The organism is Rhodanobacter sp. FDAARGOS 1247, assembly GCF_016889805.1.
Classification (GTDB): domain Bacteria; phylum Pseudomonadota; class Gammaproteobacteria; order Xanthomonadales; family Rhodanobacteraceae; genus Rhodanobacter.
The window spans coordinates 2714946-2728106 of record NZ_CP069535.1; the positions used below are offsets into that span (position 1 = coordinate 2714946).

At 68.2% G+C, this 13161-nt stretch carries 11 protein-coding genes and 1 pseudogene; 9 read left to right on the forward strand and 3 right to left on the reverse strand.

The window, feature by feature from the left end; all coding sequences use genetic code 11:
* The first annotated feature begins 40 nt into the window (after positions 1 to 40).
* From I6J77_RS12425 to I6J77_RS12450, 6 genes and pseudogenes are all read left to right on the forward strand, one after another.
* Positions 41 to 2323, forward strand: a complete 2283-nt coding sequence (locus tag I6J77_RS12425) for a nitric-oxide reductase large subunit (RefSeq protein ID WP_204109234.1) — start codon at positions 41 to 43, stop codon at positions 2321 to 2323.
* A 66-nt stretch (positions 2324 to 2389) separates the two neighbouring features.
* On the forward strand, positions 2390 to 2794 hold the full coding sequence (locus tag I6J77_RS12430) for a SirB2 family protein (RefSeq protein ID WP_204111480.1): 405 nt from the start codon (positions 2390 to 2392) through the stop codon (positions 2792 to 2794).
* The gene (locus I6J77_RS12435; protein ID WP_204109235.1) at positions 2791 to 4743 is read left to right on the forward strand and encodes a pyridoxal-dependent decarboxylase; all 1953 of its coding nucleotides are present in this window, start codon (positions 2791 to 2793) and stop codon (positions 4741 to 4743) included. Before I6J77_RS12430 ends, I6J77_RS12435 begins: the two co-directional genes overlap by 4 nt.
* A gap of 14 nt (positions 4744 to 4757) precedes the next feature.
* Positions 4758 to 5864, forward strand: coding sequence for a PLP-dependent cysteine synthase family protein (locus tag I6J77_RS12440; RefSeq protein WP_056717142.1), 1107 nt, complete (start codon positions 4758 to 4760; stop codon positions 5862 to 5864).
* On the forward strand, positions 5861 to 6547 hold the full coding sequence (locus I6J77_RS12445; RefSeq protein ID WP_204109236.1) for a prephenate dehydrogenase/arogenate dehydrogenase family protein: 687 nt from the start codon (positions 5861 to 5863) through the stop codon (positions 6545 to 6547). Before I6J77_RS12440 ends, I6J77_RS12445 begins: the two co-directional genes overlap by 4 nt.
* Positions 6544 to 7992: pseudogene (locus I6J77_RS12450) on the forward strand (UbiD family decarboxylase); the annotation flags it as partial. The gene I6J77_RS12445 and the pseudogene I6J77_RS12450, both read left to right, overlap by 4 nt.
* A gap of 37 nt (positions 7993 to 8029) precedes the next feature.
* Here the strand turns inward: I6J77_RS12450 and I6J77_RS12455 are convergent.
* Together I6J77_RS12455 and I6J77_RS12460 are read right to left on the reverse strand one after the other, a co-directional pair.
* Positions 8030 to 8524, reverse strand: coding sequence for a DnrO protein (locus I6J77_RS12455; protein ID WP_204109237.1), 495 nt, complete (start codon positions 8522 to 8524; stop codon positions 8030 to 8032).
* A 122-nt stretch (positions 8525 to 8646) separates the two neighbouring features.
* Entirely contained in the window at positions 8647 to 9204 is a 558-nt protein-coding gene (locus tag I6J77_RS12460) for a cytochrome b (RefSeq protein ID WP_204109238.1), read from the reverse strand.
* 183 nt (positions 9205 to 9387) lie between these two features.
* Here I6J77_RS12460 and I6J77_RS12465 point away from each other — a divergent pair, with 183 nt between their 5' ends.
* The 3 genes from I6J77_RS12465 (at position 9388) to I6J77_RS12475 (ending at position 12339) form a co-directional block, all read left to right on the forward strand.
* Entirely contained in the window at positions 9388 to 10452 is a 1065-nt protein-coding gene (locus I6J77_RS12465) for a peptidase U32 family protein (RefSeq protein WP_343230147.1), read from the forward strand.
* 19 nt (positions 10453 to 10471) lie between these two features.
* Complete coding sequence (locus tag I6J77_RS12470; RefSeq protein ID WP_204109239.1) at positions 10472 to 11368, forward strand: U32 family peptidase; 897 nt, start codon at positions 10472 to 10474, stop codon at positions 11366 to 11368.
* Positions 11369 to 11895: 527 nt separating this feature from the next.
* Positions 11896 to 12339: a murein L,D-transpeptidase family protein gene (locus tag I6J77_RS12475; protein ID WP_239308965.1), complete on the forward strand. Its 444-nt coding sequence runs from the start codon at positions 11896 to 11898 to the stop codon at positions 12337 to 12339.
* A 133-nt stretch (positions 12340 to 12472) separates the two neighbouring features.
* Here the strand turns inward: I6J77_RS12475 and I6J77_RS12480 are convergent, their stop codons facing one another.
* Positions 12473 to 13132 (reverse strand): hemolysin III family protein, encoded by a 660-nt coding sequence (locus I6J77_RS12480; RefSeq protein ID WP_204109240.1) that lies wholly within the window; start codon positions 13130 to 13132, stop codon positions 12473 to 12475.
* Positions 13133 to 13161: the final 29 nt, after the last annotated feature.

Sequence of the window (13161 nt, forward strand, 5' to 3'; positions counted from 1 at the left end):
GCCTCGACCAGCATGCGCGCATCTTTCAGGGAGATGCACCATGAGTACCACCCGAAAACTCTGGCTGGGGCTGGCGGCGTTGCTCGTCGCCTCCTTCGCCGTGCTGCTGTGGGTCGGCAAGGAGGTCCACCAGCAGGCGCCGCCGCTGCCCACCGCCGTCGTCACGGCCGACGGCCAGACGCTGTACACCAGGGGCGACATGGAAGAAGGCCGGCAGGTCTGGCAGAGCATCGGCGGCCAGCAGCTGGGCTCGATCTGGGGCCATGGCGCCTTGCTGGCGCCGGACTGGAGCGCGGACTGGCTGCATCGCGAAAGCATGGCGATGCTTGAATTGCTTTCCCGCGACGCCGGCCTGGGCCCCTACGACACGCTGACCGCGCAACAGCAGGCCCCGCTGAAGGCTCGCGTGCAGGAAGAGCTGCGCACCAACACCTGGGACGCGGCCAACAACACCATCACCGTCTCGGCGTTGCGCGCCCGCGCGATGGAAGCCGTGGCGGCGCACTACATGAGCCTGCTCGGCAACGACCCGGCCACGCACAAGCTGCGCGAAGGCTACGCCATGCGCGAGAACACTGTGGCCGAGATGGAACACCGGCGCGAGGTCACCGCGTTCTTCTGGTGGACCAGCTGGGCCGCCGCCACGCAGCGCCCGAACGAGCCGATGAGCTATACGCAGAACTGGCCGTACGAACCACTGGCCGGCAACACGCCGACCTCGACCAGCTTCCTGTGGTCGGTCTTCAGCATCCTGTTCATGATCTTCGGCATCGGCCTGCTCGGCTGGCATCACGCCCGCCAGGTCAGCCATGAACCGCTGCCGGTCGTTCCGGCACGCGACCCGCTGACCGAGTTCAAGGCCACGCCGTCGATGAAGGCCACCGGCAAGTATTTCTGGACCGTGCTGGGGCTGTTCCTGGCGCAGATCCTGCTGGGCGCCACCACCGCGCACTATCAGGTGGAAGGCCAGCAAGCCTACGGCTTCGCGCTGGCCAACTACCTGCCGTACAGCCTCACCCGCACCTGGCATACCGAACTGGCCGTGCTGTGGATCGCCACCGCGTGGCTGGCCACCGGCCTGTACATCGCGCCGCTGATCTCCGGCCATGAGCCGAAATTCCAGCGCCTCGGGGTGAACTTCCTGTGGGTCTGCCTGCTGGTCATCGTGGTCGGTTCGTTCGCCGGCCAGTGGTTCGCGGTGATGGACAAGATGGGCCTCAAGTACAACTTCTGGTTTGGCCACCAGGGCTGGGAGTACACCGACATCGGCCGCTTCTGGCAGATCTTCCTGTTCATCGGCCTGATGCTGTGGCTGTTCCTGGTCGGCCGCGCCCTGTGGCCGGCGATGAACCGCAACAAGGAAGGCGCCTCGATCGTGGGCCTGCTGTTCCTGTCCACGGTGGCGATCGGCCTGCTCTACGGCGCCGGCCTGATGTGGGGCGAGCACACCCATATCGCGATGGTCGAGTACTGGCGCTGGTGGGTGGTGCACCTGTGGGTGGAAGGCTTCTTCGAAGTGTTCGCCACCGCGGTGATCAGCTACCTGTTCGTGCGGCTGGGCCTGCTGCGGGTGACCACGGCCACCACCAACGTGCTGTTCGCCACCATCGTGTTCATGGCCGGCGGCGTGCTCGGCACCCTGCATCACCTGTACTTCAGCGGCACCACCACGGCGGTGATCGCGCTGGGCGCCAGCTTCTCGGCACTGGAAGTGGTGCCACTGGCCCTGATCGGCATGGAAGCGTATGACACCTGGAAGAAGCAGCACGAGGCACCATGGATGGCGCGCTACCGCTGGCCGATCATGTTCTTCGTGGCGGTGAGCTTCTGGAACCTGGTCGGTGCCGGCCTGCTCGGCTTCCTGGTCAACACGCCGATCGCGCTGTACTACATGCAGGGCCTGAACCTCACCGCCACGCATGGCCACACCGCCCTGTTCGGCGTGTACGGCATGCTCGGCCTGGGCCTGATGCTGTTCTGCCTGCGCGGCATCAAGCCGGACGCCGAGTGGCGCGAAGGCTGGCTGAAGAGCTCGTTCTGGCTGCTCAACATCGGCCTCTCGCTGATGGCTGCGCTGACCCTGCTGCCGCTGGGCATCCTGCAGCTGAAGGCGGTGCTGGGGCACGGCTACTGGTTCGCCCGCTCGGCCGAGTTCATGGATCGCCCGCTGATCCACATGCTGGTGTGGATGCGCGTGCCGGGCGACACCCTGTTCGCCATCGGCGCGCTGCTGATCTCGGTGTTCGTGGCCGCGCTGTGGCTGTTCCCGAAACGACGGACGGCAACGGCGACCTCGCCACGAGCGATTCGCAACAACGCGTGACTTGCATCAGGGCGCGCCACACGGCGCGCCCTGATGCTTTACCCGTTCCCCGGCAGCGATCCCCCGATGCTCGAGTTCTATCCCCAAATCAAATGGCTCCACATCGCCTGCGTGCTGGCCAGCGGTTCGCTGTTCGCGCTGCGCGGCCTGCTGACCCAGTTCGGCTACGCCGGCGCCGCCCAGTGGGAGCCCGTGCGCTGGCTGAGCTACGCGATCGACACCACCCTGCTCACCGCCGCGCTGATGCTGGTCAGCATCCTGCCCGGCGCGCTGTTCGCCAACGGCTGGCTCACCACCAAGCTGGTGCTGCTGGTGGTCTACGTGGTGCTGGCCACGCTGGCACTGAAGCGCGCCCGCAGCCGCCGTGCGCGGCTGGCCTTCTTCATCGCCGCGCTGGCCAGCTACGTCTACATGCTCGGCGTGGCGCGCATGCACCACCCGCTGGGCTGGCTGCATGGATGGATCGCATGAGCGCACAACCGTTCAACCACGGCGAGCCGCGTGACCACACGCTGGACGCCTGCTTCCTCGGCCCCTACGGCGAGAACGACGCGCTGCTGGAAAAGATGCTGGTCGAGTTCCTGCGCGACCACGTCTACTGGCGGCGCAACTTCCACCCGGAAGATCCGCCGGCGATCGCCACCGCCGCCGCGCATCATCCCGATTACCTTGCCTTCGAATCGCGCATGCGCCGCGAGCTGCACCAGCTGTCGGCGTTGCTGAAGAAGTCGGTGCCGTTCCACAGCCCGCGCTACATCGGCCACATGGCCTCGGACCTGCTGCTGCCGGGCCTGGCCGCGCAGATGCTGACCCTGCCCTACAACCCCAACAACGTCAGCGAGGATGCCGCGCCGGTCACCGTCGACATGGAAGTGCAGGTCGGCCTGCAGCTGGCGCGCATGCTCGGCTATCCGCACGATCCGGCGCAGGACGCCTGTGCGTTCGGCCACCTCACCTCCGGCGGCACCCTGGCCAACTACCAGGCACTGCGCCTGGCGCTGGCGCTGAAGGCGTTTCCTGTGGCGCTGCGCACTGCGCAGGTTCCCGGGCTGGCGCTGCCGGAGGATGACTGGAGCGCATTCAACCTCGCGCAGGCGGACGGCATCGCGCTGCTGGCCGACTGGCAGGCCTGGCTTGCGGCGCAGCCCGCGGCCGAGCGCAGCCGCTGGCTGCATCGGGTCGAACGCGAGCGGATCGAGCAGCGCGGCCTGGTCGACTTCTTCGCCGCCCATCCCGCGCTGAAGCTGCCGCGGGTGCTGGCGCCGGTGACCGCCCACTACTCGTGGAGCAAGGGCGTGAAGCTGCTCGGCCTGGGGCGCGACCAGCTGGAACTGCTGCCCACCGAAGGCATGCGACTGGACCCGGCCGCCCTGCGCGACACGCTGGAGCGCTGCGCCCGCCAGCGACAACCCGTGCTGATGTGCGTGGCGGTGCTGGGCGGCACCGAGTACGGCACCATCGATCCGATCGACCAGGTGCTGGCCGCCCGCGAGGCCGTGCGTGCGGACGGGCTGGATTTCGCGGTCCACGTCGACGCTGCCTGGGGCGGCTACCTGGCCACCCTGTTCCGCAACGAGGACGGCTCGCTGCGTCCGCGCGACGAAGTCGCCGCCGACTACGTGCAGTTCCCCGCGCCCGCCGTGCATGCCGCGTTCGCCGCGCTGGGCGCCACCGACTCGGTCACCGTCGATCCGCACAAGCTCGGCTACCTGCCCTATGGCAGCGGCGCCTTCATCTGCCGCGACCACCGGGCGATGGCGCTGCTGGCCGAGCGCGCCGACTATGTCTTCCACGGCGGCACGCCGAAGGACTATCTCGCCCGCTACCGCAGCCTGGGCCAGTTCATTCCGGAAGGCTCCAAGTCCGGCACCGCGGCGGCGGCCGTCTATGTCACCCACAAGGTGTTGCCGCTGGATCACGCCCACTTCGGCCGCCTGCCCTGCGCCACCGTGCGTGCCGCCGAAACCTTCCACGCCCGCGCGCAGCGCTTCGCGCTGGAACTGGCCGACTGCGTCCATGCACTGGTGCCGTTCGCGCCGGACAGCAACCTGGTCTGCCTGGCGCTCAACCCGCGCGGCAACCGCTCGATCACCGCCGCCAACGCCTTTGTGCGCGAACTGCACGACACCTTGCGCTGCGATCCGCAGCAGCCGCTGCAGACCAAGGAGTTCTTCGGCTCGGTGACCACGCTGCGCCCGGACATGCTGGGCCACGCGCAGACCACGCGCATCTTCCAGGCGCTGGGCCTGGATGCGAGCTCGCTCGATCCGGACGAGGACCGGCTGATGATCCTGCGCCACACACTGATGAATCCGTACCTGATCGATCACGAGAACGGCATCAGCTACATCGACCGCTATTTCGAATTTCTCGGCCGCCGCATGCGCGCGATGCACCGGGCCGCGAGCCACGCGCCATGAATCCGGAGTCTCCGATGGACAGCGTCCTGCACCTGGTCAACCTGCAACAGGACCATGATCGCCGCTGGGTGCACGATGCCCTGACCAAGCTGGCGCAGGAGGCCGCGCGCTCCGCCGACACCCATCTGCTGAAGCTGAATTTCCCCGGCTTCCACGGCATCGACTTCTACTTCAAGGACGAGGCCGCCCACCCCAGCGGCAGCCTGAAGCACCGGCTGGCCCGCTCGCTGTTCCTGTACGCGCTGTGCAACGGCCGGCTGCGTGGCGGCCAGGCGGTGGTGGACGCATCTTCGGGCAGCACGGCGATTTCGGAAGCCTGGTTCGCGCGCCTGCTCGGCCTGTCATTCACCGCGGTGATGCCGGCCTGCACCGCGCCGGGCAAGATCCGCGACGTGCAGGCGCTGGGCGGCACCTGCGACCTGGTCGACGACCCGGCCCAGGTGCACGCACGCGCCGCCGAACATGCCGCACGCGGCGCCTGCCACCTCGACCAGTTCGGCCTGGCCGAACGCGCCACCGATTGGCGCGGCAACAACAACATCGCCGAGTCGATCATCGGCCAGCTGGCGCTGGAAGCCGAACCCGAACCGGCGTGGATCGTCTGCGGCGCCGGCACCGGCGGCACCTCGGCCACCATCGGCCGCTACCTGCGCTACCGCCGGCTGCACACCAGACTGTGCGTGGCCGAGCCCAGCGGCAGCGGCTACGTGCACGGCTGGCGCAACCGCGACACGAAGGCGGTGGCCAGCCAGCCCACCCTGATCGAGGGCATCGGCCGACCGCGCGTGGAACCGGGCTTCATCTTCGACGTGGTCGACCGCGTCAACGAAATTCCCGACGCCGCCTCGATCGCCGCCGCCTGGTTGCTGGAAGACCTGCTCGGCCATCGCTACGGCGGCTCGTCCGGCACCAACCTGGTCGCCTGCCTGCAGCTGGCCGCGTCGATGCGCGCGCGCGGACAGCGCGGCAGCATCGTCAGCCTGCTGTGCGACCGCGGCGAGCGCTACGCGCAGACCCTGTTCGACCGCGACTGGCTGGCCGCGCGCGCGATCGACCTCGCGCCGTGGGATGCCGCGCTGCGCCACAGCCTGGCCAGCGGCCGCGCGCCCGCACTGACATGAGCACCGCAGCATTGCCGGCCCAGGGCATGCACTTTGCGCTGCTGGGCCATGGCCGTTTCGGCGCGGCGTTTGCGCAACTGTTGCTGCAGGCGGGGCACCACGTGCGCGTGTTCGATCCGCACGCGCGGGTTCCCGCCGCGCTGGCCGCGCCATCCTTGCGTGTCGCGCTCGAGGGCGCGCAGTGGATCGTGCTGGCGATGCCGGTGCCGCAACTGCGCGACGCCCTGCTCGCGTTGCAACCGCTGCTGCACGCCGGCCAGATCGTGTTCGACGTGGGCAGCGTGAAGATGCATCCCTGCGCGGCGATGGACGAGTTGCTGGGCGACGCGATTCCCCACGTCGGCAGCCACCCGCTGTTCGGCCCGCTCAGCCTGGCCCGCGACGAGCGGCCGCGGCGCACGGTGATCTGCGCCTCCGCCCGGCATCCGCAGGCCGCCGCACGCGCGGGGGAGTTGTTCGCCGCGCTCGGCTGCGAAGTCATCGAACAGGACCCGGAGCGCCACGACCGCGCGATGGCGCGCACCCACGTGCTGGCCTTCTTCATCGCCAAGGGGCTGATCGACATCGGCGTGGACGACGGCATGCCGATCGCGCCGCCCTCGTTCCAGGGCATGAAACACATGCTGGCCGCGACGGATGACGACGAGCTGGCCATTGCGACCTCGGGCGAACCGTCCGCATGAGTTTCCACGACCTGCGCAGCTTCCTGCAGCGGCTGGAGCGCGAGCGGCAATTGCAGCGCGTCAGCGCACCCGTGGACATACATCTCGAATCCACCGCGCTGAGCCTGCGCGCGCTGCGCGAGGCGGGTCCCGCGTTGCTGATGGAACATCCCGGCGACAGTCGCCACGCCCTGCTCGGCAACCTGTTCGGCCATCGTCGCCGCATCGAGCTGGCACTGGCCGGGCGGCCGCTGGCCTCGCTGCGCGAATTGGGCCAGCTGCTTGCCGCGATCAAGGAACCGCGCTGGCCGCCCAGCCTGCGCCAGGCGCTGGGCACCTGGCCGGAGCTGGCGCAACTGGCCCACGTCGCGCCGCAACGCGTGCGGGAAGCGGCGTTCGAACACGAAACGCTGCGCGGCGACGAGATCGACCTGGCCCGCCTGCCGATCCAGCACTGCTGGCCGGACGACGCCGGCAAGCTGGTCACCTTCGGCCTGGTGGTGACCCGGGGCACCGACAAGCCCCGACAGAACGTGGCGATCTACCGCCAGCAGGTCATCGGTCCGAACCGGGTGATCATGCGCTGGCTGCCGCATCGCGGCGGCGCGCTGGACTACGCCGACTGGCGCGCCGCGCATCCGCGGCAACCGTTCCCGCTACTGGTCGCCATCGGCGCCGATCCGGCGACCATGCTGGCCGCCGTGGCGCCGGTGCCGGACAGCTTGTCCGAATACGAATTCGCCGGCCTGCTGCGCGGCCAGCGCACCCGCGTTTGGCACAGCGAGCTGACCGGGCTGGATGCACCGGCCGGTGCGGAGATCCTGCTGGAAGGCTTCATCCACCCCGGCGACACCGCGCTGGAAGGCCCGTTCGGCGACCACACCGGCTACTACAACGCGCAGGATCACTTCCCCGTCTTCACCATCGAACGCCTGCACCTGCGCCGCGACGCGATCTACCATGGCAGCTACATGGGCCGCGCGCCGCACGACGAGCCGTCGGTGCTGTCGATGGCGCTGAACGACATCTTCGTGCCGATCCTGCAGAAGGTGTTTCCCGAGATCGTCGACTTCTTCCTGCCGCCGGAAGCGTGCTCGTACCGCATCGCCGTGGTCAGCATCCGCAAGCAGTACGCCGGCCATGCGCGGCGCATCATGATGGCGGTGTGGTCGTACCTGCGCCAGTTCACCTACACCAAGTTCGTGATCGTCACCGACGACGACATCGACGTGCGCGACTGGTCGGCGGTGATCTGGGCGCTGTCCACCCGGGTCGATCCCGCGCGCGACACCATGCTGGTGGAGAACACCCCGATCGACTACCTGGACTTCGCCAGCCCGGTGGCCGGCGTGGGCTCCAAGCTCGGCATCGACGCCACCCGCAAATGGCCGTCCGAAACCGCGCGTGCGTGGAGCCGGCCGATCGTGCCGGATGCCGCGGTGGAGCGGCGCGTGGATGCCCTGTGGCAATCACTGCAGGCATCCCGCGACCGCCAGGAATGCTTCACGGCTCGTCGTGCATCTCGTGCATGGCCGGCGCCGGCTGGTCCCAGCCCGGATCATTGAAGTAGTGCGGATAGTGCGCGATCGCCTCGCGCATCGCGGCCACCGCCTTGACCTTGCCAGGGTTGGCCTGCAGGGCCTGCGCCGCACCGAGCAGCGGTGCCAGGATGCCGTGCAGGGCCGCGTCCGGTTCGGCGGCCAGCTTGCAGTTGGCGAACATGAAGCCCACCGCATCCTCCACTTCGGCCGCGCGGTCGACCGCCATCGGCGCACTCATGTGGCCCATCTCGTAGTGACGCAGCTGGTCCACCGCGACGTGCACGCGACGCATGCCCTCGCGCAGGGACGCGTCCGGCTCCCAGCGCTGCGCGGGCACGCTCACCGTGGCGGCGTGGTGGCTGGCGTGTTCCGCATGCGATTGCGGTGACGCGGCCTGCACCGAAACGGCCAGGCCCAGGCCGCAGGCCAGGGCGACAAGAGTGGGGACGGATGTCATGGGAAGCGCTCCAGCAGGCGGCGTGCATGCCGCGGATGGAAGGATGCTAGCGCGGGCCCGCCGCTGCGCGACTGACCCACGTCAACCGCGCGACCGTCATCGCTGCGGCCGGCTGCCGCAGCTCAGTTGCCGTTGCCGCGGCGCGGAAGCATCCGGCGCAAGGTGTCGTCATGCATGAAGTAGTGGTGATACAGCGCTGCGGCTGCGTGCAGGCCCACCAGGTAATAGCCGATCGTGCCGATGGTGCCGTGTAGGTCCTCCAGCCGCTCGCCGAGCAGGTCGTCCGGCGCGATCAGCGGCGGCAGCTCCAGGCCGAAGAACGGGATCACCTTGCCGCCCGCACTCAGGGTCAGCCAGCCCAGCGCCGGCATCACGATCAGGAACACATACAGCAGCAAGTGCATGATCCCGGCCAGGTGATGCTGCCAGGCCGGAAGGCTCGCATCACGGCGCGGCGCCGGCGTCGTCAGGCGAATGGCCAGGCGCAGGAAGACCAGCGCGAACACGCCCAGCCCCAGCATGAAATGCCAGGTCTTCAGGCCGGCGCGCAAGCTGCTGCCGCGCGGCGCCAGTTCGTGCAGCTCGATGCAGGCATACACGGCGACCAGCAGCGCCAGCATCAGCCAGTGCATGCCGATCGACAGCGGGTGGTAACGGTCGGTGGTGTTCATCGGATTCATGGGGAGTTTCGCCGTCGGCAATCGGAACAGATGGTCGGGCATCGACACGAGTCGTGCAAAGCCGGGCACAGCATGGACGGCACCGGCGCGCCCGGGATTGACCTCGGTCAACTTCCGTTCCAGTGACTTCGGCGCATCCGCCGATTTTTCCCGCATCCGCACGGAACCGCTCCGACCTGACCCATGTCAACGCAGCTCGCCGGATCAGCCGCCACGATGCGCCGCGAACTTCCTGGCTTCGAGGTGCACATGCAACTGGTCTGTCCTGCCGGCAACCTGCCGGCGCTGCAAGCGGCGATCGACGCCGGTGCCGATGCGGTCTACGCGGGTTTCCGCGACCAGACCAACGCCCGCGCCTTCCCCGGCCTGAATTTCAGCGACGCGGAGCTGCGCGACGGCATCGCCTATGCGCGCCAGCGCAAGCGCAAGGTCTACCTGGCATTGAACACCTACCCCGACAGCGCGCGCCTGGCGACGTGGTACCGCGCCGTGGACAAGGCCGCCGAATTCGGCTGCGACGCGATCATCGCGGCGGAGATGGCGGTGCTCGATTACGCCACGCACACCTACCCGGCGATGGCGCGGCACCTGTCGGTGCAGGGTTCGGCCACCACCGCGCCGGCGCTGCGCTACGCCCACGAGCGCTTCGGCATCAGTCGCGCGGTGCTGCCGCGGGTGCTGTCGATCCAGCAGGTCGAGCGATTGTGCGAAGGCTCGCCGGTGCCCATCGAAGTGTTCGCGTTCGGCAGCCTGTGCATCATGGTCGAAGGTCGCTGCCAGCTTTCCAGCTACGTCACCGGCGCCTCGCCGAATCGCCACGGCGTGTGCTCGCCGGCCAGCTTCGTGCGCTGGGAGGAACACGGCGACGGTCGCCGCAGCGTGCGCCTGAACCAGGTGCTGATGGACAAGTTCGAGCCCGCCGAACCGGCCGGCTATCCCACCGTGTGCAAGGGCCGCTTCGAGGTCGGCGGCGAGACCTTCCATGCGCTGGAGGAGCCGACCAGCCTCAACACGCTGGAGCTGCTGCCCCGCCTGGCCAAAGCGGGCGTGGCCGCGTTGAAGATCGAAGGCCGCCAGCGCGGCGTCGCCTACGTCGCCTCGGTCACCCGCACCTGGCGCGACGCGCTGGATCGCTACCGCAGCGCACCCGACGCGTGGCAGCTGCAGCCGGGCTGGCAGTCGTCGCTGTCGAAGCACGCCGAAGGCCACCAGACCACGCTGGGCCCCTATCACCGCTCGTGGCACTGACTTCAGGGGCATGCAACCGATGAACACGATGAAACTGAGCCTCGGCCCGCTGCAGTATTTCTGGCCCCGCGAACAGACCCTGGCGTTCTACCGCGAGGCGGTGGAGTGGCCGCTGGACATCATCTACCTGGGCGAGACCGTGTGCAGCAAGCGCCGCGAACTGGGCACGCGCGACTGGATCGCGCTGGCCGCCGAACTGGCCCGCAGCGGCAAGCAGGTCGTGCTGTCGTCGCTGGCGCTGATCGAGGCCGAATCCGAGCTGGGCGTGCTGCAACGGCTGGTCGACCACGGCGACTGCTGGATCGAGGCGAACGACCTTTCCGCCGTGCAGCTGTGCCGCGAACGCGGCGTGCCCTTCGTCGCCGGCCCCACCCTCAACGTCTACAACCACCATGCCCTGGCGATGCTGATGGCCGACGGCCTGCGCCGCTGGGTGCCTGGCGTCGAGCAGGGCCACCAGTTGCTGCGCGAATTGCGCGAGGCGATGCAGGCCGAGGACCGGCCCATGCCCGAGCTGGAGGTGATCGCCTTCGGCCGCCTGCCGCTGGCCTTCTCCGCCCGCTGCTTCACCGCCCGCGCGCTGGACGTGGCCAAGGACCAATGCGGCTTCCGCTGCATCGACTACCCCGACGGCATGCCATTGGCCACCCGCGAAGGCCGCCCCTTCCTGCGCATCAACGGCATCCAGATCCAGGGCGAGGAAATCACCGACCTCGGCCCCGAACTGCCCGCCTTGCGCGAGCTGGGCGTCGACGTGCTGCGCCTGTATCCCCAGGTCGACGGCATGGCCGAAGTGATGGCCCACTTCGACCTGGCCCGCCACTCCCCGGTAGCACCGCCGCGGATCGGCGCACGCAACGGCTACTGGCACGGCGAGCCGGGCATGCGGCCGGTGGCTGAGGCGCAGACGAAATAGCGCCCCGACGAGCAAGTCCGATGCGGGTGGAACGCGCCCTCGAACACGCCGACGCCGACGACGAATCGGGCATGACGTTGCGGCTTCCGTTCGCCTGCCCACATCTCGAAAGGAGCGGGCATCGCCTCGCCACTCAGTCGTCGGAAGCCGCAACTTGAAGGACCTTCAGGAGCGCCGCATACTCGATGCGTCGACCTCCTTCGCGGTGGCCTGCTCGACCGATCTCTCGGCTCTCGACGGCGCACCGATTCCGATTGAAGTCGTGGAAGAACCAAAGTCGCTTTTCCCAACACGGCAACGGCCACATTTTCATGTTCCCTCGCAACGTCCCGAACGACGTCCGCGTCAAGCACATCACGCCGCGTTGTCCACTCACTTATCGGCCCGCAAGGTCAGCTCAAGTCCTTGCCAGCCCCGGACGCCTCGATTGAGCTCGGGTTCTGCATTCCGCGAACCGCCCGCCAGGAATCAATCGCCCAGTGATCTCAAGACTCCTCATCCTCGCTGGCCTGGTTTTCGCGACAAGCTTGTCCGCCGCCACGCCGCCGGCCGTGGATCTCGTCAAGGTCGACAAGTCCGCGCACACGCTTTATCTGATGCGCCAGGGCAAGGTGGTGGAGAAATTTCACATCGCACTTGGCGGAAACCCGGTCGGTCACAAGCAACGGGAAGGCGACCAGCGCACTCCCGAGGGGCGATACATCCTGGACTTCAAGAACGCGAACAGCGCCTTCTTCCGGTCGATCCATGTTTCCTATCCCGATCACGCCGACACGGCTCGCGCCAGGCGCATGGGCGTCAGCCCGGGCGGAGCGATCATGATTCACGGTCAGAAGAACGGTTTCGGAAAATTCTCCGCAGCCACCCAGCGTTTCGACTGGACGGACGGTTGCATCGCACTCTCCAACGCAGACATGCAAAAGGTCTGGGATCTCGTGCAGGTGCCGACACCGATTGAAATTTCCCCGTGACCGACCCGGGTGGTCGGGGACACACATGCCGCTTCCCCGCGCCGCCACCGCATTCCCGGCCGCAAGCCTGCAACAGGCTTCGGGCGCAGGATCATGGCTTCAGCCGGATTGGGCTGGGCTGTTGCGCAAAATTTCAAAACGTATAACGCAACACCGTGAAGTAGTGGCAGCCGGTGCCGGTGAGCACGAACAAATGCCAGACGAAGTGGCTGTAGCGCAGGCGTTCGTGCAGCAGGAAGAACACCACACCCAGCGTATAGGCCAGGCCGCCGGCCAGCAGCCAGGCCAGGCCGCCCGGCGCCATGTTCAGCCATAGCGGGCGGATCGCGATCAGCGCCGCCCAGCCCATCGCGACGTACAGCGCGGTGGACAGCCGATGGAAACGCGCGCCCACGGTGAGCTTGAAGATCGCGCCCAGCAGGGCCAGGCCCCAGATCACGCCCAGCATCGACCAGCCCCAACCGCCACGCAGCACGCCCAGCGCAATCGGCGTGTAGGTGCCCGCGATCAGCAGGTAGATCGCCGCGTAGTCGAAGCGCTGCAGCAGTTCCTTGATCCGCAGATGCGGGATCGCGTGGTACAGCGTGGACGCGAGGTACAGCAGGATCGCGCTGGCCCCGAACACCGTCGACGCCACCACCGCGGTGGTGCTGCCGCTGCGCAGTGCGGCGATGACCAGGATCGGCAGGCCGGCCACGGCGAGCAGCAGGCCGAGGCCGTGGCTGATGCTGTTGGCGATTTCCTCGCCGAGGGTGGAATCACGCGAGAGCACGGGCGCGGCCGGGGAAGACATGCGGGGAAAAACTCGGGAAGGGTTGTGCG

What these genes read in the sequence shown, in the direction of transcription:
- I6J77_RS12425 (WP_204109234.1), top strand. Translation starts at nt 41, where the DNA reads ATGAGTACCACCCGAAAACTCTGGCTGGGGCTGGCGGCGTTGCTCGTC.
- I6J77_RS12430 (WP_204111480.1), top strand. Translation starts at nt 2,390, where the DNA reads ATGCTCGAGTTCTATCCCCAAATCAAATGGCTCCACATCGCCTGCGTG.
- I6J77_RS12435 (WP_204109235.1), top strand. Translation starts at nt 2,791, where the DNA reads ATGAGCGCACAACCGTTCAACCACGGCGAGCCGCGTGACCACACGCTG.
- I6J77_RS12440 (WP_056717142.1), top strand. Translation starts at nt 4,758, where the DNA reads ATGGACAGCGTCCTGCACCTGGTCAACCTGCAACAGGACCATGATCGC.
- I6J77_RS12445 (WP_204109236.1), top strand. Translation starts at nt 5,861, where the DNA reads ATGAGCACCGCAGCATTGCCGGCCCAGGGCATGCACTTTGCGCTGCTG.
- I6J77_RS12455 (WP_204109237.1), bottom strand. Translation starts at nt 8,524, where the DNA reads ATGACATCCGTCCCCACTCTTGTCGCCCTGGCCTGCGGCCTGGGCCTG.
- I6J77_RS12460 (WP_204109238.1), bottom strand. Translation starts at nt 9,204, where the DNA reads ATGAATCCGATGAACACCACCGACCGTTACCACCCGCTGTCGATCGGC.
- I6J77_RS12465 (WP_343230147.1), top strand. Translation starts at nt 9,388, where the DNA reads ATGTCAACGCAGCTCGCCGGATCAGCCGCCACGATGCGCCGCGAACTT.
- I6J77_RS12470 (WP_204109239.1), top strand. Translation starts at nt 10,472, where the DNA reads ATGAACACGATGAAACTGAGCCTCGGCCCGCTGCAGTATTTCTGGCCC.
- I6J77_RS12480 (WP_204109240.1), bottom strand. Translation starts at nt 13,132, where the DNA reads ATGTCTTCCCCGGCCGCGCCCGTGCTCTCGCGTGATTCCACCCTCGGC.